This is a genomic window from Allochromatium humboldtianum (assembly GCF_013385175.1).
GTDB lineage: Bacteria > Pseudomonadota > Gammaproteobacteria > Chromatiales > Chromatiaceae > Thermochromatium > Thermochromatium humboldtianum.
Window position 1 is genome coordinate 380,104 of record NZ_JABZEO010000002.1, and the last position, 20,009, is coordinate 400,112.

The 20,009-nt window shown below is 65.7% G+C and carries 13 protein-coding genes; 7 read left to right on the forward strand and 6 right to left on the reverse strand.

The features are described 5' to 3' along the window. Positions 1–25 precede the first annotated feature (25 nt). From HW932_RS04300 to polA, 3 genes are all read right to left on the reverse strand, one after another. Positions 26–382 carry a PilZ domain-containing protein gene (locus tag HW932_RS04300; RefSeq protein ID WP_176975254.1) on the reverse strand — a complete coding sequence of 119 codons (357 nt, stop codon included), beginning with the start codon at positions 380–382 and terminating at the stop codon, positions 26–28. 127 nt (positions 383–509) lie between these two features. After that, the gene (locus tag HW932_RS04305; protein ID WP_176975255.1) at positions 510–830 is read right to left on the reverse strand and encodes a hypothetical protein; all 321 of its coding nucleotides are present in this window, start codon (positions 828–830) and stop codon (positions 510–512) included. 428 nt (positions 831–1,258) lie between these two features. Beyond that, complete coding sequence (gene polA, locus HW932_RS04310; protein ID WP_176975256.1) at positions 1,259–3,994, reverse strand: DNA polymerase I; 2,736 nt, start codon at positions 3,992–3,994, stop codon at positions 1,259–1,261. 298 nt (positions 3,995–4,292) lie between these two features. Between polA and HW932_RS04315 the strand changes: the two genes are divergently transcribed. From HW932_RS04315 to HW932_RS04340, 6 genes are all read left to right on the forward strand, one after another. Beyond that, positions 4,293–4,601, forward strand: a complete 309-nt coding sequence (locus HW932_RS04315; RefSeq protein ID WP_176975257.1) for a sulfur globule protein CV3 — start codon at positions 4,293–4,295, stop codon at positions 4,599–4,601. A 194-nt stretch (positions 4,602–4,795) separates the two neighbouring features. Further along, the gene (gene glk, locus HW932_RS04320; protein WP_176975258.1) at positions 4,796–5,776 is read left to right on the forward strand and encodes a glucokinase; all 981 of its coding nucleotides are present in this window, start codon (positions 4,796–4,798) and stop codon (positions 5,774–5,776) included. Next, positions 5,773–7,551, forward strand: coding sequence for an autotransporter assembly complex protein TamA (locus HW932_RS04325; protein ID WP_222932217.1), 1,779 nt, complete (start codon positions 5,773–5,775; stop codon positions 7,549–7,551). The genes glk and HW932_RS04325 overlap by 4 nt, the downstream gene beginning before the upstream one ends. Before the next feature lie 15 nt (positions 7,552–7,566). After that, the gene (locus HW932_RS04330) at positions 7,567–11,349 is read left to right on the forward strand and encodes a translocation/assembly module TamB domain-containing protein (RefSeq protein WP_176975259.1); all 3,783 of its coding nucleotides are present in this window, start codon (positions 7,567–7,569) and stop codon (positions 11,347–11,349) included. Positions 11,350–11,392: 43 nt separating this feature from the next. Further along, complete coding sequence (locus HW932_RS04335; protein WP_484476988.1) at positions 11,393–12,277, forward strand: lysophospholipid acyltransferase family protein; 885 nt, start codon at positions 11,393–11,395, stop codon at positions 12,275–12,277. Continuing rightward, on the forward strand, positions 12,270–13,235 hold the full coding sequence (locus tag HW932_RS04340; protein WP_176975261.1) for a lysylphosphatidylglycerol synthase domain-containing protein: 966 nt from the start codon (positions 12,270–12,272) through the stop codon (positions 13,233–13,235). The genes HW932_RS04335 and HW932_RS04340 overlap by 8 nt, the downstream gene beginning before the upstream one ends. 55 nt (positions 13,236–13,290) lie before the next feature. Here HW932_RS04340 and HW932_RS04345 read toward each other — a convergent pair whose 3' ends face one another. Together HW932_RS04345 and HW932_RS04350 are read right to left on the reverse strand one after the other, a co-directional pair. After that, positions 13,291–14,250 (reverse strand): SphA family protein, encoded by a 960-nt coding sequence (locus HW932_RS04345; RefSeq protein ID WP_176975262.1) that lies wholly within the window; start codon positions 14,248–14,250, stop codon positions 13,291–13,293. Positions 14,251–14,377: 127 nt separating this feature from the next. After that, positions 14,378–14,692, reverse strand: coding sequence for a hypothetical protein (locus HW932_RS04350; protein ID WP_176975263.1), 315 nt, complete (start codon positions 14,690–14,692; stop codon positions 14,378–14,380). A gap of 394 nt (positions 14,693–15,086) precedes the next feature. Between HW932_RS04350 and smc the strand changes: the two genes are divergently transcribed. Further along, a complete protein-coding gene (smc, locus tag HW932_RS04355) occupies positions 15,087–18,599 on the forward strand; it encodes a chromosome segregation protein SMC (RefSeq protein WP_176975264.1) in 3,513 nt (1,170 codons plus the stop codon). Positions 18,600–18,877: 278 nt separating this feature from the next. Here the strand turns inward: smc and amrS are convergent, their stop codons facing one another. Beyond that, a complete protein-coding gene (gene amrS / locus HW932_RS04360; protein WP_176975265.1) occupies positions 18,878–19,975 on the reverse strand; it encodes an AmmeMemoRadiSam system radical SAM enzyme in 1,098 nt (365 codons plus the stop codon). Positions 19,976–20,009: the final 34 nt, after the last annotated feature.

Sequence of the window (20,009 nt, forward strand, 5' to 3'; positions counted from 1 at the left end):
TCCCGCTCGAACCGCGCGGTGCGGTTCAGGCGGCATTGAGTCCTGATCCGGCCTGGGCGTCGAAGGCGGCGTGCGGCATTGGAGGCATGAGCGATTCGTCGCTCGCTTGCGGGAGTTCGGGGTGTGTGCCACGGAACATGACGCCGATCCCGGTCTTGTCCTGATGGACCACGATGGCTGGGATGCGCCACTCGCGGTCCATGTCCCGGACTTCGAGTACCACCAGGGTGCCGGTCGGCAATGTCAGGTTGCTGACCTCGAGATACATGCCCTGGTCGGAAAGATTACGTCCCCTGGCGCTGCGGAAGCGGCGGTTGCGGTACAGGATCTGGACTTCGATGTCACTCGCACGGCGCGTGCGGTAGCGATGCTCGATACTCATGATTGACTCCGGGTGCGTCCTCTGTCTCTGTGTCTCGCTTATGTTAGGCGCGGATCTTGACGATCGTATTCAGCGCCCGTGACGAGACCGTGAACGGGCATCCAACTGCGCACTGAATTGGTGCATATCAGGCCGCTTGGCACGCATAGCCGGCGCCAGGCCGAGTCGTCATCAGGCTGTTCCTGGAGACCTTGGCCTCGGCCTGATTCAGGTCGCGGATGCCTCGCGCGCGCAGATAGTGCCAGATGGCGGCGGCAAAGAATTCAGCATCCTCGCGCAGAAAATCGAAGCTGAAGGCGCTCATGTAGTGCTTGAGCACGGTATCAGCATGTCGGGCCGCGAATTCCTGCTCGGTCAAGCGGCTGTCCACGAGTAATCGCGCCTCGGTCTCCGGTGTCGTCGCCAGATCTTCGAAGAACCCCTGGCCAATGCGAATGAGCTCGGTCATGGTCTTCTCCTCCTTTCCAAACTTCAATAATCGATGTCAGAAGTATTTATATAACAACTTCGTTAAGTTCTCGTGACGGTCGCGTCGGTTCGTGAATTCCGCGATCGTGATCCGCCAATCCGGATGATTGTGCGATTTTTGAGCAAAAAATAGGCCAGCATCGAATCGAGCCGCTAGGCGCGACGACCGAATGCGTCGACGCACAAAGTGAGGCTGAGCCTCATCTGCGGCGGCTTGGGTGAAATGGCTTGATGAGCAAACAAAAACCCCCGAGGTCTGGGGTTAAAGGCCTCGGGGGACAAGCCCCGGCTTGGGGGAACCGGGGTTGGGGCCGTCATCCAGGGGGAGAGATGTCCGGTCCCGTTTCGCTCGAAGACTCCGACTACCAGGATCGGATTTGGTTCCCGCGAAGGCGGGCGAAATTCGACTCAGTGCGCATCGTCCCAGTTCGCGCCCTCACCGATGTCCACCACCAGCGGCACGGCCAGTTCGGCGGCGGTCTCCATCGCCTCGCGGACCCGTGCGCGGGTTTGCTCGACCGCCGACTCGGCGACTTCCAGTACCAGTTCGTCGTGGACCTGCATGATCAGCCGCACCGCAGGTCGCTCGGCTTCGATCCAGGCATCGACGGCGATCATGGCGCGCTTGATGATGTCGGCAGCCGTGCCCTGCATGGGGGCATTGATGGCGGTGCGCTCGGCGGCGGCGCGTCGGGTCTGGTTGCCGTGGCCGATCTCGGGCAGATGCAGCCGGCGACCGAAGAGCGTCTCGACATAGCCGTCCTCGCGCGCCTGCCGGCGGGTGCGGTCCATGAAGTCGCGCACACCCGGATAGCGCTCGAAATAGCGGTCGACGTACTCCTGGGCCGCGCTGCGTTCGATGCCGAGCTGGCGGGCGAGTCCGAACGCCGACATGCCGTAGATGAGTCCGAAGTTGATGGCCTTGGCCGAGCGGCGCTGTTCGCTGGTGACATCCTCGGGCGCCAGCCCCAGGATCTCGGCGGCGGTGGCGCGATGGATGTCCTGACCGCCGGCGAAGGCGGCGAGCAGACGTTCGTCGCCCGAGAGATGAGCCATGATCCGCAGTTCGATCTGCGAATAGTCGGCGGCGAGCAGGCGATGACCGGGCGCCGCGACGAAGGCGCGGCGGATGCGCCGCCCCTCCTCGGTGCGGATCGGGATGTTCTGGAGGTTCGGATCGCTCGACGACAGCCGTCCGGTGGCCGTGACCGCCTGATGATAGGAGGTGTGGACGCGCCCGGTGTCGGGATCGACCATGCGCGGCAGCTTGTCGGTGTAGGTCGACCTGAGTTTGGACAGCCCGCGATGGTCGAGGATGATCCGGGGCAGTTCATGGCCCTCGGCGGCCAGACGTTCGAGCACGTCCTCGGAGGTCGAGGGCGCGCCCTTGGGCGTCTTGGCGACCACCGGCAGACCCAGTTCATCGAAGAAGATGGCGCCGATCTGCTTGGGCGAACCGAGATTGAAGCGTCGGCCCGCGACCCGGTAGGCGGATTCCTCCAGTTCGAGGATTTTGCGCGCCAGCTCGGCACTTTGCGTGGCGAGCAGGGCGCTGTCGATCCGCACTCCGGCGCGTTCCAGGCGCGAGAGTACGGGCACCAGTGGCATCTCGATCTCGCGATAGAGGCGTTCGAGCGCGGGCACGGCCGCCAGACGCGGCTGGAAGACCCGATGCAGGCGCAACGTGACCTCGGCATCCTCGGCGGCATAGGGACCGGCCTGTTCCAGCGGCACCTGATCGAACCCGATCTGTTTGGCGCCCTTGCCGGCGACGTCCTCGAAGCGGATGGTGTCGTGGTCGAGAAAGCGCTTGGCCAGCGAATCCAGGTCATGACGCGCGGTGCTGTCGAGCACATAGCTTTCGAGCAATGTGTCGTGGGCGATGCCGCGCAGTTGGATGTCATAGCGGGCGAGCACGCTCATGTCGTACTTGAGATTCTGGCCGACCTTGGCGCGGTCGGGGTCTTCCAGCAACGGTTTCAATCGGGCCAGGACGCGGTCGCGGTCGAGCTGTTCGGGTGCGCCCGGATAGACGTGCGCGAGCGGAACATAGGCGGCGCGCCCCGGTTCGAGCGCGAACGAGACGCCGACCAGTTCGGCCTGCATGGCGTCGAGCGCGGTGGTCTCGGTATCAAAAGCGAAGAGTTCCGCCGTTCGCAGGCGACTCAGCCAATCCTCCAGAGCCGCTTCGGTCAGTATCAGCTCGTACTGGGGTTCGGCGCCGGCCTTGGACTCCGTCGAGTGCTCAGCCTCGTGCGAGCGTGCAGCGGTCGGCGCGCCGGCGACTCCGACCCCATCGAGCGTCGCCATCAGACGGCGCGACTCCAGGCGTTCATACCAGTCGCGCAGCGTCTCGACGTCCGGCGGGGTGGGGCGCAGATCGGTCGGCCCGAGATCGAGCGCGACATCGCGCTTGATGGTGGTGAGGTCGCGCGCCAGCGGGAGCCGGTCGAGCACTGCGCGCAACGACTCGCCGATCTTGCCCTTGATGGTCTCGGCATTGGCCATGACCCCATCGAGATCGCCGTATTCGGCGATCCACTTGGCCGCCGTCTTGGGTCCGCACTTGGGCACGCCGGGGACATTGTCGACACTGTCGCCCATCAGGGCCAGATAGTCGACGATGCGTTCGGGCGGCACGCCGAACTTCTCGCGCACCCCGTCCGGATCGAGCACCATACCTGTCATGGTGTTGATCAGAGTCACATGCTCGCCGACCAGTTGCGCCAGATCCTTGTCCCCGGTCGAGATCAGGGTCGGCAGACCCGTCGCCGCCGCTTGCGTGGCCAGGGTGCCGATCACGTCATCGGCCTCGACTCCGGGCGCCACCAGCAGCGGCAGCCCCATCGCGCGGATGATCGCCAACAGCGGCTCGATCTGTTCGCGCAGATCTTCCGGCATCGCCGGGCGATTGGCCTTGTAGTCGGGATAGAGGTCGTGACGGAAACCCCGCCCGCCGGCATCGAAGACCACGCCGATGTATTCGGGCCGATGATCCTCGATGAGCTTGCGCAGCATGTTGAGCACGCCGACCAGCGCCCCGGTCGGTTCGCCCCGCGAGTTGGTCAGCTTGGGCAGGGCATGATAGGCCCGGAACAGATAGCCGGAGGCGTCGACGAGGATCAGGGGATAATGAGGTGTCATGGGGCGCGTGCTCGGATACGTTGGCCGTCATCGAAGGCTGAACGGTAGCACACTCGTCTTGTAGGGACTTGCCAAGCGTCGCTAGAATGCCGCCGTACCCGAGACCCAGGGTACAAAGGGCCGGGCAGGCCCGGATCGCCTGTGAAGTGAGCGGTGCACTCAAGCCGCCAGCAGCAGGAACCCACCGAAGCGACTCCTTCAGGCGTGGGAGGATGCCAAGGAGACCGAAGTCGAACACGCCTGTACGTCATAATGTTCTTTCAGTGAAAGACGGTTTTCTCATGTGGAGGATCTGAAGATGACGATGAAGCGACTCCTTCTGGCCTCGGCCCTAGCCGGAGCCTCCGCACTCGCCACCTTGCCCGCCAATGCCTTCTGGGGCTGGAATCCCTTCGGTTGGGGCGGCGGCCCCTGGGGCGGTCCTTGGGGCGGCGGCCCCTGGGGTAGCCCCTGGTACGGCGGCTATCCTTATTACGGCGGCTACCATCCCTACGGACTCTATGGCGCACCCTATGGTTGGGGCGCACCCGTCTATGGGTATCCCGGCTACGCCTATCCGGGCTATGCCTATCCCGCCGCCCCCCAACCGAGCACCAAGAGCCAATAATCGGCTCGACGCTTGATCCCGGCGCCTCCGCCCGTACTCTTGCGTGTTCGGGCGGGGCTGTCGACGGCGCGTATCCCTGCGGTGATTTCACGGCCGCGCGCACATCTTGCTATGATCCCCGCCGACTGATCGCGACCCCTCATTCCCGCCGATGGCGACAGCGTGCTCGCCGCCTGGTGACTGGAGATCCGGATATGCGCTTGTTGGTAGGTGACATCGGTGGCACGAAGACGGCCCTTGGTCTGGCCGAGACGGATGGCGGGGCCGTGCGTTTGGGCGAGACGCGGCTTTATCCGAGCGCCTCCTTCGGCTCGCTCGATCAGATCATTCAGCGTTATCTGCTCGAAACCGGGGCCAAATGCCGGTTCGCGGTCTTTGCCGTCGCCGGTCCTGTGCACGACCAGCGCTGCGAGACGACCAATCTGCCCTGGGTGCTGGATGCCGAGGCCCTGGAACAGAGCCTGGGTCTGACCTGTGTGGAACTGATCAATGATCTGGAAGCCGTCGCCTGGGGCGTACCCATTCTCAGCTCGGACGATCTGGCCGAACTCCATCCGGGCGATCCCGGCAATCAGGGCAACGCCTGTGTCGTGGCCGCCGGGACCGGGCTGGGGCAGGCCGGGCTGTTCTGGGACGGGCTGCGTCATCATGCCTTCGCCACCGAGGGCGGGCATTCGGACTTCGCCCCGGCGGACGACCTGGAGTTCGCGCTCCTGAGCTATCTCAAGTCCCGTTTCGGGCGTGTGAGCTGGGAGCGGGTCGTCTCGGGGCCGGGGATCGTCAATCTGTTCGACTTCCTGCGCTTCCATCACGGTGTCCAGGCGCCCGACTGGCTGCAAGCGGCCATCGACACCGGCGGCGACACGGCGGCCATCATCGCCCAGGCCGCCGCCGACGATTGCTGTCCGCTGTGCCGCGAGACCCTGAATCTCTTCATGCGTCTCTATGGACGCGAGGCGGGCAATGCCGCGCTCAAGCACATGGCGCTCGGCGGGGTCTATCTGGGCGGCGGGATCGCCTTGAAGAATCTGGAGTGTCTGCGCCGGGGCGGCTTCCTGGAAGGGTTCTTCGACAAGGGGCGCATGGGCTCGCTGATGCGGCGCATGCCGGTGCGCGTCATCCTGCAACCCAACACACCGCTGCTCGGTGCGGCGCGCTTCATGGCCTTGCAATGATTAGTGTTGCGCGGCATCGACAGTCTTGGGTCGTGCTCTCGCTGACGCTCGGGTTGCTCGGCGTCGCACCGGCCTGGGCACTCAAACTCGAGGTCAAGGTCGAGGGACTCAAGGGCGAGCACGAGGCCAATGTCCTGGCGCTCTTGAGCATCTACAACGAACGCACCGAGGCCGACCTGACCGCCACGCGCGTCGAGGCCCTGCATCTGCGCGCCCCGGATCAGATCCGCGAGGCGCTCGCCCCCTTTGGGCTCTACCGTGTCCAGGTCGAGGATCGGCTCGAACGCCCGGCCAATGGCGAGGGCGCCTGGCGTGCCCAGTATCGCGTCGAGCCGGGCGAGCCGGTGCGGATCGCCAGGGTCGATTATCAGGTCACGGGGGCGGGCGCGGTCGATCCGGTCTTTCCCAAGACCTTCCCCATGAAGGCCGGCGATGTGCTCCTTCACGCTGCCTACGAAAAGGCCAAGTCCGACCTCCGTTATGCGGCGACCTCCGCCGGCTATCTGGACTATCGGCTCGATCGCCATCAGGTGCTCATCGACCCTCTGGCCTATGAGGCGCACGTTTTCTTCCATCTGGAGACCGGCCCGCAATACCGTCTCGGCACGGTGCGCTTCAAGCAGGATCTGCTCGACGAGGATCTGCTCGAGCGCTATGTCCGCTTCGAGCCCGGCGATGTCTATGACCCCGACGTCCTGCTCGGACTCCAGGGGCGTCTGCTCGGCAGCGAGTATTACAGCGATGTCGAGATCGTGCCGCTGAAGGACGAGGTCGATGCCTACAACCGGGTGCCGATCGAGGTCGTGGCCCAGCGCAACAAGGCCAACAAGTACCGTATCGGTCTGGGCTTCGCCACCGATGTCGGGCCGCGTCTGACCCTGGACTACCGCCGCCGTTATCTGAATTCTCATGGCCACAAGCTGAGCACCGAGCTGAGCCTGTCACCGGCGTTCTCGCAGTGGGAGCTGGACTATCGCATTCCGATCCAGGATCCGACCCGCGACTATGTCATCGTCAAGCCGGTCTCGGCCTACTACGACACGGCCACGCGCCAGGGCTGGGTGCACAGCATCCAGGCGGCGCACTCGACCCTGAGTCCGGGCGGCTGGCGGCGCAACATCGGTCTCGACTATCGCTACGAGGATCTCGACATCAACGAGAACGCGATGGGCGCGACGAGCGAATTGGCCCCCAACGTCTCCTGGTCCAAGACGGTCGCCGACGATCCGGTCTTCACCAATGACGGTTATCGGATCAAATACAGCCTGGTCGGGGCGATGCAGGGGCTGGTCTCGGAGGCGTCCTATCTGAGCGGTCAGATCCAGTTCAAATGGGTGCGGCGCTTCGCGCGCGACTATCGCTTCATCACCCGCACTGATCTGGGCGCGACCTGGGCCGAGAGCGTCGATGACCTGCCGGCCGGCCGACGCTTCTATGCCGGAGGCGACAACTCCATTCGCGGCTGGGGCTTCGATGCCCTGGGTCCGAACGATCCCGTCACCGACGAGACGGTCGGCGGGCGCTATCTGGCCGTGGGCAGCCTGGAGCTGGAACGGCGCGTCAAGGGGCCATGGAGCGCGGCGATCTTCACCGATTTCGGCAACGCCTTCGATCCCGACTACGAACAGGAACTGGCCCAGAGCGTCGGCATGGGCGTGCGCTGGGCCTCGCCGATCGGTCAGGTGCGTTTCGATCTGGCCTTTGCCATATCCAGGGACGCGGACGATGGCACGCCGCCGGCCCGGTTGCATATCGTGATCGGGCCGGACCTCTAGACGAGCACGCGACCGATGGACGACACCAAGACATCCGCCAGCCCGCCGACGGCTGGATCGACAGAGACCGGGGCGAGCGAGGCCGTACCGTCGCCTGAACCGCGCCTGTCCAAATCACGCCGGCTGGGCTGGATCGGCTGGCTGGCTGGTTCACTGCTGGCGCTGGTCCTGATCCTGGCGGCCGGACTCGGCGTCCTGCTCGGCACCCAGAGCGGGCTGCGCTGGGGGCTGGATCTGGCGCAGCGTCTGGCGCCCGAGACGTTGAGCGTGGGAGAAATCGAGGGGCGTGTGCTCGACCGTCTCCGATTGTCAGACGTGACGCTGCATCTGCCGACACTGGGCCTGCGCATCGGCGCGCTCGAACTGGACTGGTCGCCGCGCGCGCTCCTGTCCGGTGTGCTCGACGTCGGGCGTCTGGCTGTTCGCGATCTGGACGTGGCGCTGGGGCCGAGCGCCGAGGACGACGAGCCGCTGACCCTGCCGGCGATCGTGTTGCCGCTCGGCGTCGAGGTCGGCGAGCTGAATCTGGAGCGCTTGCGAATACGAAAGATGGGTGCCGATGAACCGCTGTTCGCCCTGGAATCGGCCCGACTCGCCGACAGCCGTCTCGTCGGCGGCGAGCTGGATCTGGGGCGCCTGGAGGCCCGTCTGCTCGAACCTGCGCTGAGTGCCGGTCTCCAGGGCCGGGCGACCCTGACCGATCAGTATCCGCTCGCGCTCGATCTCGATTGGGCGCTGGATCTGTCGCCCGAGGCTCGGCTCGCCGGTGAAGGCCGACTGAGCGGCGATCTGCAACGACTCGAGTTGACTCAGGCGTTGAGCGGTCCTGTCGAGGTTCAGCTCGCCGCCGAGGTGAAGGATGTGCTCGGCGCCCTGGGCTGGGATGGCCGGATCGAGGTCGCGCGGGTGGATGTGCCGGCCTTCCGAGCGGATCTGCCGCCGATCGAGGTCCAGGCCCGACTCGCGACCCAGGGCACGCTCGCGGAGGCTGCGCTTTCAGGCACGCTCGACACGCGCGCGCCGGATCGACCCGAGCTCGGACAGCTCGCCCTGGTGCTCGATCTGCTGTGGAAAGAGAACCGGCTGAGTGTGCGGTCGCTGGAGCTGACCGAGCAGGTCTCGAACGCCGATCTGCGCCTCCAGGGCGAGCTGGATCTGAGTCAGGAGCCGGGCCGCTTCGCGCTGGAGGGCGACTGGAAACAGCTGCGCTGGCCGCTGAGCGGCGAGCTGGTCGCCGAGTCGGCCGAGGGGGCGCTGACGGCCTCGGGCAGCTTCGAGTCGTTCGTCTATCGACTCTCCGGAAAGGTCGCCGGGCCGAGCGTCCCGAGCACCGGCCTCGAACTGGCGGGGCAGGGGACGGCCAGCGGCACCCAGCTCGAATCCTTCGCGCTCGATACGCTCGATGGCCGTCTGGAGGGGGCGGGTGCTCTGACCTGGGCGCCGGAGCTGACCTGGGATCTGAGTCTGCGCGCGGCGGGTCTGAATCCGGGCGTCCAGGCGCCCGAGTGGCAGGGACGGATCGACGGACGTCTGACCAGCCGGGGTCGCCTGGACGCCGAGGGACGCCCGGAGTTGACGGCGGTCATCGAGGAGCTGAGCGGACGTCTGCGCGAGTATCCGATCGCCGCCGGCGGTCAGGTGCGGATGGAGGACGGCAGGCTCCAGATCGAGCGTCTGAGCGCCTCCTCGGGACCGAGTCGGTTGAATCTCGATGGACGGATCGAACAAGACCTGGATCTCAGCTTCGCGCTGGAGTCGCCCGATCTGGCGAATCTGTGGCCCGAAGCACGCGGGCGCCTGAGCGCGTCCGGGCGGGTCCAGGGAACACGCGAGGCGCCGCGCGTCACGCTCGACCTCAAGGGCGAGCAGATGACCCTGGCCGAGAACCGTGTGACCGAGCTGAGCGGAACCGCCGAGGTGGATCTGGCCTCGGATGGACGCTTCGCGCTCCAGTTCACCGGCCGCGATCTGGCCGCCGGCGGGATGACCTGGAGCGGACTGGAACTGCGCGGCGAGGGACGGATGGCCGATCATCGCCTCTCGGCACGGCTCACGGGCCAACCGCTCGGACTCAATCTGGAGGCCACGGGCGCGCTCGCCGCGAACGGCGGCTACAGCGGTCGGGTGTCGACCCTGAAGCTCGACAGCCGGGACTGGGGCGTCTGGTCGCTCCAGCGTCCGTTGCCGCTGACGCTCGACGGCGCCCGGATCGTCGCTGGCCCCGTCTGTCTGCGTCAGGCTCAGGGCGCCGGCGGCTGCGTCGGCTTCGAGCAGACCGAATCGGGACGCTGGAGCGCTGAACTCGATCTGGACCGACTCGACTTCACCCTGCTCAAGGGTCTGCTGCCGGATACCCTGGCCGCCGAGGGCGCGGGCCGGATCAAGGGCCGCTTCCAGGCCAATGGCGCTGTCCTCAGCGGCCAGGCCACCGCTGAGATTCCTCGGGGGCAGGTCACGCTCGACCTCGGACAGAACAAGCGGGAACGACTGGATTTCTCCAGCGCGCGTCTGACGCTCGACGCCGGGGCCACCGGACTCGCCGCACGTCTGGCCGTTCCGGTCGCCGGACTGGGCCGGATCGACGGCGAGCTGAGTCTGCCGGGCTGGCGTCTGGACGCCCCCGCGCGACCCGCACAGTCACTGCGCGGCCGTGTGCGCGCCGAGGTCGGCGATCTGAAACCGCTGGCCAGTCTGGCGCCCGACATCAGCGGACTCCAGGGCTCGATCTCGGCCGACCTGAATCTCGGCGGAACACTCCAACGGCCCGGTGTCAGCGGTCGGCTCGGCATCAAAGGCGTGAACTTCCAATTGCCGCTGCTCGCACTCGGCGTCGAGGACATGAACATCGAGGCCACGGCGCCCTCGTTCGAGCGCTTCGACATCCGTGGCTCGGCCAAGCTCGGCGGCGGCACCCTGACTCTGACCGGGGAGGGAGGCACCGGCGGCCAGGGACCGACGGCCAAACTGCGTCTCGAAGGCGACAAGCTCAAGCTCGCCGACACCAAGGAGTATTTCGTGCGTCTCTCGCCGGGGATCGACATCAAGGTCGGTCCCAGCGGCGCCGTGGTGGGCGGCGAGATCCGCGTGCCCGAGGCGCGCATCCGTCCGCGCTCGCTGCCGGCCGGCACCGTCTCGCCGTCGAGCGACGTGGTGCTCAAAGCCACACAGCCCAGCACTCCCTTCCCGGTCAGGCTCGATCTGCGTCTGGTGCTCGGCGACGAGGTCACGATCGACAGCTTCGGCGTGCGCGGGCGTCTCTCCGGCGCCCTGAGCGTGCTCCAAGAGCCGGGACGCGACATGCTGGGCGATGGTCAGTTGCAGATCACCGAGGGCCAATACCGGCTCAGCGGCGGTTTCGGCATCGCCGCCGAGCTGGGCGCGCCGCTCACCATCACCCAGGGCCGGCTGATCTATGCCAAGAGTCCGATCGGCAATCCGGGCCTGCTGCTCCAGGCTGAGCGCCAGGGCGGCGACACCACGGCCGGCGTTCGGGTGGTCGGCACCCTGCGCAATCCCAAGATGACCTTTTTCTCCGACAGCGATCCCGGTCTGACCCAGGCCGACATCACCAAGTATCTGATGACCGGCATCCCGCCCTCGGCCAACGATCGAACCGATCAGGCGGGGCTGGCGGTCGGCACCTATATCGCCCCCAAGATCTATATGGAATACGAAAGCGGACTCGGCGACGAGTCCAACAAAGTCAAGCTACGTTACGACGTTTCCAAGCATATCGAACTCCAGACCGAGACCGGTGAGAGTCAAGGTGCCGACATCTTCTTCAAATTCGAAAACTGACCGGGCGCTCCGGCATCCGCGCGCCTGGCCGAGTTGGTTCGGGGTGTGGCTGATCCTGGCGCTGGGCCGGCTGCCCTTTCCGCTACTGTGGGTGCTCGGCTCGGTGTTCGGGCGTCTCGCCTATCTCATGGCCGGCTCGCGGCGTCTGGTCGCGCGGCGCAATCTGGAGATCTGCTTTCCCGAGAGCACGCCTGCCGAGCGCGAACGTCTGCTGCGCGCCCATTTCGGCCGGCTCGGCGTGGCCGCGTTCTGTCAGGGTGTGGCCTGGAGCGCACCGCGCGCGCGGCTGGCGCGTCTGGTGCGGCTGCGCCACCGCGAGCGCGTCGATGCCTGTATCGCCGAAGGACGACCGGTCATCATCCTGCTGCCGCATTTCGTCGGACTGGAGCTCGGCGCTCAGGCCTTTTCGGCCCTGGTGCATTCGGGTAGCTGCATGTACCAGAAGATCCGCAATCCGGTGTTCGAGCATCACGTCAAGCGCACGCGCGGGCGCTTCGGCGGTCTCTCGGTCGAGCGCCAGGACGATCTGCGCGGACTGGTGCGCGAGATCAAGCGCGGCACGCCCTTTCTATACCTGCCCGATCAGGATGGCGGGCGGCGTGGGATCTTCGTCCCGTTCTGTGGTATCCCGGCCTCGACCGTGCCCATGCTCGGGCGCTTCGCGGCCATGACAGGGGCTGTGGTCATTCCGACCATTCCGCGTTTCCTGCCCTGGGGACAGGGGATGGAGCTGATCTTCGACCCGCCGCTCGACGACTTCCCGAGCGGCGATCCGGAGCACGACACGGCGCGCATGAACCGGATCATCGAAGCCTGCGTGCGTGACACACCGGATCAATATTTCTGGGTCCACCGTCGCTTCAAGACCCGCCCGCCGGGCGAGGCGCCCATCTATCCGCCCAAGCGCAAGAAGCGCAGACATGGTTGATCCGGACGTTCGCACGGGCGCCCTGCGTCTGGGGCGGGTGCGCGACTGGCTGTTCGGCGGGGCGTTGTTGCTGGCGCTGGTGGTCGCGGTCGAGTTCCTGGTCGGCTGGGGGCCATTGCTGGCGCCCTGGCGCGAACTCTCGCCCTGGCTGCTCGCCTGGCTGTTCCTGCTCACGGCGCTGAGCTATGGACTGCGCGCGGTGCGGGTGAGTGACTATTTCGGCGCCCGCCTGACCGGGCGCTTCCCGGCCGTGCTGCGGCTGACCATCCTGCACAACACGGCCAACAATCTGCTGCCGATGCGCACGGGCGAGCTGGTCTTTCCCTGGCTGATGCGCCGCTATTTCGGGCAGGGGCTGCTGGACTCGGCCGCCGCGCTGGTCTGGATCCGGCTGCTCGATCTGCACTTCCTGGCGCTGATCGGCCTTTTGATCCTCCAGCTCGGGCATCCCTCCTGGCTGTGGTGGCTGGCGGGCGGACTCTGGATCCTGGGACTCGGCGTCCTGATCGTCCTGTCCGGGATGGGTGAGTCGGCCAAGCTGGCCGGCGCGGGGCGCCTGCGTTCGATCCTGCGCCGGGTGCTCCAGGCCGCGCCGGGCGACCCCTGGCTGATCGCGCGCGTCTATGGCTGGACGGCGCTGATCTGGAGCCTGAAGTTCGTTGCCTTCACCAGTCTGCTCAGATTCTTCCTGCCGATCGATGTCTGGCGGCTGCTGGCCGGGGTCATGGGGGCCGAGCTCTCCAGCGTGCTGCCCTTCCACGGCATCGCCGGGTCCGGCAGCTACGAGCTGGCGGCGGTCGCGGCCCTGGCCCCGCTCGGGGTCGATCCGAAGCTGGCGCTGGCCGGCGCGGTCAATCTGCACCTGTTCCTGCTCGGCAGCACGCTGTTGCTCGGCGCGCTGGCCTTTCTCTTGCCCAGAGGTGCGATGCCGGCCGAGGCGCGCGCCATCGCTCCCTGAGCTCCATCCAGCCGCGACGGCACGATCACGCACGACCGGCCGCGCGGCGGCTGGCTCAGAAGTGATGCACGTAGCGCAGATTCAGCCGCGCACCCTCGGGCCGATTCTCGGCCAGGGTCTCCCAATAGAGATTGGCGAACAGGTGATCGTTCTTGGAGACGTGATAGACGAGTCCCGGCCCGATACCGAGCACCTGCTCCTTGCTGTCCGACAGCTCGCGCCCGTCGACCTTGCTCTCGGTGATCTGCTTGAGATAGTAGCCGTTGATGCCGAGCCGCAGACGGTTGGGGATGACCTCGTAGGCACTGGCGAAGTTCAGATGGATGGCCTGACCGGCCTGTGAGTCGTCGGCGCCGAGTGCACTGTTGGGGTCGGAGTTCTCAGCGTTCCAGAGATAGTGCAGACGCCAGGAGACTGTCCACTTGGGATCGATGAAGAAGGTCGCCGCCCAGTAGGGATTGAAGGAGAAGACGTTGCTGCCCGGATTGAGCGCATGATCGGGGTCATAGTCCCCGGTCGGCAGGAGCATCTGCAACTCGATCCGCTGCATGAAGCGCGGTCCGTTCGGTCCCATGACGGGATCCCATTGCAGAAAAGGGCCGACCAGCAGATCGCCGAGATTGCCGCTGTTGTTCGATAGGGCCAGATTATCGCCGGGATCGATATCGAAGCCGGCGATCGGCAACATGAAGTTCAGACCCCATTTGCCGCCCAGCAGCAGCTCCTGATCGGACGAGTAGAGCAACTGTGTCAGACTGACGTTGACGTCCACCTCGGCCTTTTCGAGTCCGCGCCCGGTCGGCAGGCGCAGGTCGTCACCGTCGGCATCCTTGAGACGCCCCTGACGGTAGAACTGGAAGTATTGCTGGGCATACCAGCCCGGACCGGCCGGCGGTCCACCGTCGAGGAAGCTGGTGAATCCGAGATTCACAGACGGCAGATCATAGGCCGACACCATGGGCGCTGTGGTCAGCGCCAGGGTGGCGGCCAGGGATTTCAGAGCGGACAGGCGCATCGGAAGCCTCTTGTCGTTGTGTTTGGAGTCGAGCGCGCGGAAAGGTAACACAACTGCAATCGGCATCCGAGCCGGGGCGAGACCGGCGGCCGAACGGCGCGCGCGGCCCGATCCGGGGCGGATGTGATCAGGTCAGGCTGCATGCCATGGGCGGTCCGAACCATCCCGAGTTGCTTGGCCGGATCGGTCTGGTCGGCATCTGGGTGGCGGGTGGATCGAGCGAGTTGAGGTATCTCCAGATGCAGCTCGCAAAGAACTCGGCATCCTCCTGAAGGAACTCCAAGCGTGCTATTTTCGTGTAATGCTGCCGAATGGTTTCGGCATGCCGGGCCGCGAACGCATACTCCGATAGCCGGCGATCTCTCATCAGCGCTGATTTGACGTCTGGAATCGTGGCCAGATCATCGAAGAAAGCGCTGCCAATACGAATCGTCTCGGGCATCATCCGTCCTCCCCTGGCTTTCAAGAAAACCATGAATTTCTTATTTTGTATAATACTGATCCAATTGAAGTTCTTCTGAGCTCGCGGAATCGTCTTCCATGGCGTTTGATTCAAGACCCGACGATGAATAACGTCGATTCACAACCTTGTCAATAGCTTGTTAATTCGTGCATGGGCTTTTCTCTGGTTTGTGAGTCGCGTCAAATGTTTCTGGCGTCGATAGAGGATGATTCCGTGTGTTATGCCACGAAAAGTTTAAATTCTGGTGCGCGGTCGTCGGCGACGGGTGAGTCGTGACCCGGTATCGCCGTGGCTGGAGACATTCGGCCACGCAAGGTATGCTCCACGCCCTAACATCCAAGCCTTCGACCCACTGGACTCCAAGACCGCACCGATGAGACTCGAGCGCATCAAGCTCGCCGGCTTCAAATCCTTCGTCGATCCGACGACCGTGCATTTTCCGAGCAATCTGGTCGGCATCGTCGGCCCGAACGGTTGCGGCAAATCCAACGTCATCGACGCGGTGCGCTGGGTGATGGGCGAGTCCTCAGCCAAGATGCTGCGCGGCGAGTCCATGGCCGACGTCATCTTCAATGGCAGCACCGGGCGCAAGCCGGTCGGCGTGGCCAGCATCGAGCTGATCTTCGACAACAGCGACGGCGGGGCCGGGGGCGAGTATGCGGCCTTCGATCAGATCTCGGTCAAGCGTCAGGTCGCGCGCGACGGTCAATCCAGCTACTTCCTCAACGGCACCCGCTGCCGGCGGCGCGACATCCAGGATCTGTTTCTCGGCACCGGACTCGGGCCGCGTTCTTACGCCATCATCGAGCAGGGGATGATCTCGCGCATCATCGAGGCGCGTCCGGAGGATCTGCGGCTGTTTCTGGAAGAGGCGGCGGGGATCTCCAAGTACAAGGAGCGTCGGCGCGAGACCGAGAACCGGATGCGCCATACGCGCGAGAATCTCGACCGGCTCAACGACGTGCGCGAGGAAGTCGGCAAACAGTTGCTGCATCTGGAGCGTCAGGCGGCGACAGCCGAGAAATACACCCAGTTGCGCGCCGAGGAACGCCGTCTGGATCTGGAACTCAAGGCGCTGCGCTGGCGCGCGCTCGACGATGAACTCCAGGCGCTGAGCCGGCGTCTGGCCGAGGCCGAGAACCAGGGCGAAGCGGGTCTGGCCGAACAGCGGCGGCTGGAGGCCGAGATCGAGTCCAAACGCGAGGCGTACAACGCCGCTTCCGACGACTTCAACGCGATCCAGGGGCGCTATTACGCCGTCGGCGCCGAGATCGCCCGCGCCGAGCAGGCCATCCAGTTCGCCAACGAGGAACGCGGTCGGCGCGAGGCCGAGCTGGTGCGGCTCGATCAGGAACTCTATGAGGCCGGGCAGCATCTGGAGCGCGATCGTGAGCGTCTGACCGAGATCGAGCGCGCGCTCGCCGAGGACGAGCCGCAGCTGGAACAGGCCGAGTCCGAGTTGTCGGAGGCGACGGGTTCGCTCATGACGCTCGAAGACCAGCTCAAGTCCTGGGAATCCGAGTGGGACGCCTTCAACGCCGAGGCCGCGCGACCATCCGAGCAGGCGCAGTTGGAGCGCGCCCGACTCACGGCGCTGGAGCAGGCCCAGGGACGCGAGCGCGAGCGTCGGCGCCGGATCGAGGAGGAACGCGCGCGGCTGGATGAGTCCGATGTCTCGGCACGGCTGGAGGAACTGAGCGAGCGTGAATCCATGCTCGACGAGCGGATCGATGCCCTGGAAGACGAACGCGACGCGGTGCTCGAATCCCTGGCTGGACACGAGACGGCGTTGCGCGCGCTGGCCGATACGCTCGATCAGGTTCGCACCCGTCTGCGCGAAGCCAAGGGACGTCTGGCCTCGCTGACGGCGCTCCAGGAATCGGCCCTGGCCGACACCGATGTCGAGCGCCGCGACTGGCTGGCGAGCCGGGGGCTGGCGGGCGCGGCGCGTCTGGTCGAGCAGCTCAAAGTCGAACCGGGCTGGGAGCGCGCGGTCGAGATTCGGCTTGGACAGGCCCTGCGCGCCGTGACGGTCGAGGCGCTGGAGACGGTCGTGGCGGACGCCGGCGAACTGCCGCCCGGTCTGGTGTTGCTCGAAACGATGGGCGGTCCCGTACCTGATTCCGAGTCCGAGACCGGATACTGGCGGCTCGGCCAGCGCGCCCAGTCGCCCTGGCCGATCGGCGGGCTGCTCGGCCCGACGCACACGGTCGCTCATCTGCGCGAGGCGCTGGCGGCGCGTCATGATCTGAGCCGCGACGCGACCCTGATCACGCCCGAAGGCATCGAGGTCGGGCGTCACTGGCTGCGCGTCCCGGAGCGCGACGGCGCCTCGGGCGTGCTGGAGCGCGCCGAGAGCATCGCCGCGCTCGAATCCGAGCTGGCCGCGCTCGCCGACGAGGAGGCCGAACGGCTCGACGAAGAGATCGAACTGCGCGACGCGCGCACCGACTCAGAACAGCGTCGACTCGCGCTCGAATCCGAACTGACCGGCCTGGAGCGCGAGCGCTCGGCCTTGCGCTCCGAACTGAGCGCTCTGCGCACGCGCGTCGAGCATCAGTCCGAGCGTCGGCGCGCACTCGACGAGGAATGGGCCGACCTGGAACGCCAGAGCGCCGAATCGCTCGCTGAGATGGAAGACACGCGCGAACGCCTGCACGACTGGCTCGATCAGATGGAGACCCTGGCCGAACAGCGGGTCACGCTGGAGCAGGAACGCACCCGTCTGCGCACCCAGGTCGCCGCAAGCCGCGAGCGCGAACGCACCTGCCGCGACCGGGCGCAGTCCCTGCGCATCCGGGTCGAGTCCAACCGCGCCGCGCGCGAGGCGACCCGCCAGAGCCAGACGCGCGCCCAGGCCCAGCAGACCCAGTTGCTCGAACGCCGCGATGAGCTGATCGCCGCGCTGGAGGAAAGCGTCGAGCCGCTGGCCGAACAGCGCGAACGACTCGACGAACATCTGGTGCGCCGCGTCGAGGTCGAGGACGAATTGCAGGGCGCCCGCCAGCGGCGCGAAACGCTGGAAGCCGAGGTCCGCATGCTGGAGCAGTCGCGTCAGCGCGCCGAGCAGGCGGTCCAGGCCAACCAGCGCGGACTGGACACCGTGCGGCTGGAGCGTCAGGAGCGTCTGGTGCGCCAGCGCACGCTGGAGGAACAGTTCGCCGAACTCGGCGCCAGTCAGGGCGCGATCCTGGAATCACTCGACCCGGCGGCGACCGAGACCGTCTGGCAGGAGGAACTGAGCAAGGTCGCCGCGCGCATCCAGCGTCTGGGCGCGGTCAATCTGGCGGCGGTCGATGAATTCAAGGAACAGTCCGAACGCAAGACCTACCTCGATGCTCAGCACGACGACATCGCCCGTTCGCTGGAGACCCTGGAGCAGGCGATCCGCAAGATCGATCGCGAGACCCGCAGCCGCTTCAAGGAGACCTATGATCAGGTCGATCAGGGCTTCCAGCAGCTCTTTCCGCGTCTGTTCGGCGGCGGACAGGCCTATCTGGAACTGACCGACGAGGATCTGCTCGAAACCGGCGTCAGCGTCATGGCACGCCCGCCCGGCAAGCGCAACTCCAGCATCCATCTGCTCTCGGGCGGCGAGAAGGCCCTGACCGCCGTGGCGCTGGTGTTCGCCATCTTCCAGCTCAACCCGGCGCCCTTCTGTATGCTCGACGAGGTCGACGCCCCGCTCGACGATGCCAATGTCGGGCGCTTCTGCGAGCTGGTGCGCGCGATGTCGGAGCAGGTGCAGTTCATCTTCATCAGTCACAACAAGGTGACGATGGAGATCGCCCACCACCTGATGGGCGTGACCATGCACGAGCCGGGTGTGTCGCGTCTGGTCAGCGTCGACGTCGACGAGGCGGTGCGTCTGGCGACCCATGGTTGACAAGCCAAAAGCTCCATAAAAAAGCCCCGCCGGGAAAGGCGGGGCGAATCACCACTGAGGAGGTCAGAGAACGAGACAGAGGGAAAAGCCTCAACTCTGCCGCCTTCAATTCAGCATTTTCAGTGCCGGCTTTGATCGAAGAGCTGTTTTCACTGCCTTATCAATCTTCTACAAACAGCGACCGATGGGGCGTGTGGCCGGATTCACGGCGAATCAAAGCCATTTCTTGCCCTGGATTCGACCCGCTCGCACTCGATTGGTGCATCGAGCCGCCTCCTTCAGTACGCTCCCAAGCCGATCCCCGCCACCGGCGTTCCACAGTCCGGACAGACACCATGCCGGATCCGGTTCTCCAGTAGTTGGAAACCGTGACGGCGAATGAGCCGCGCGCCGCATCCGGGACAATGGGTGTCCTCACCGCCATCGCCCGGCAGATTGCCGACATAGACATACCGCAAGCCGACCTCCAGCCCGATACCGGCAGCGCGTCTCAGCGTCGCCGAGGGCGTGGGCGCGACATCAGCCATGTGATAGGCCCCGTGGAACCGCGAGACATGCCAGGGGATATCGGGCGAGACCGAGTGGATGAAACGCGCGATCTCGCGCAGTTCCTCGTCCGAATCGTTGACGCCTGGGATCACCAGGGTCGTCACCTCGATCCAGACCCCGAGCGCGTGATAGCGAGCGATGGCATCGAGCACCGGCTGGAGCCTGATGTGACTGAGATGACGATAACTCTCGTCGCGGAAGAATTTGAGATCCACATTGGCTGCATCCAGCACGCCGGCCAGCTCACGCTGGGGCGCCTCGTCGATATAGCCGTTGGTGACGAAGATGTTGATCAGTCCCGCCTCGCGCGCCAGACAGGCCGTCTCATAAGCCAGCTCATAGAAGATCGTCGGTTCGGTATAGGTGTAGGCGATGGAGCGCGCCCCCGACGCCTGGGCCGCGCGCACGATCTGCGCCGGCGTCACGGGCTCGCCGGGCACCCGGTCGCCGAGCCGAGCCAGTTGGGGACAGAGCGGCGGTTCCTTTGCCGATGCGACCTCGTGCGACTCCAGATGCTTGGGCAGACGCTCGCGCGGCCACTGCGAGATCTCCCAGTTCTGGCAGAACTCACAGCGTAGATTACAACCGACGGTCGCGATCGAATACGCGCTCGAACCTGGATACACATGGAACAGCGGCTTCTTTTCGATCGGATCCAGACTGCGCGAAATGACCCGATCGGCCACCAGCGTGAAGAGGGTGCCCTGACTGTTGTAGCGCACCGCACAGACACCGCGACCGCCATTGGGAATGATGCAGTCGTGCGGACAGAGCCGGCATTGGACGCGCTTGGCGTCGAGCCGGTCGTAGAAGCGTGCCTCCCTCATGGTTTGACCCTCCCAAACAGATCATGGACCTTTC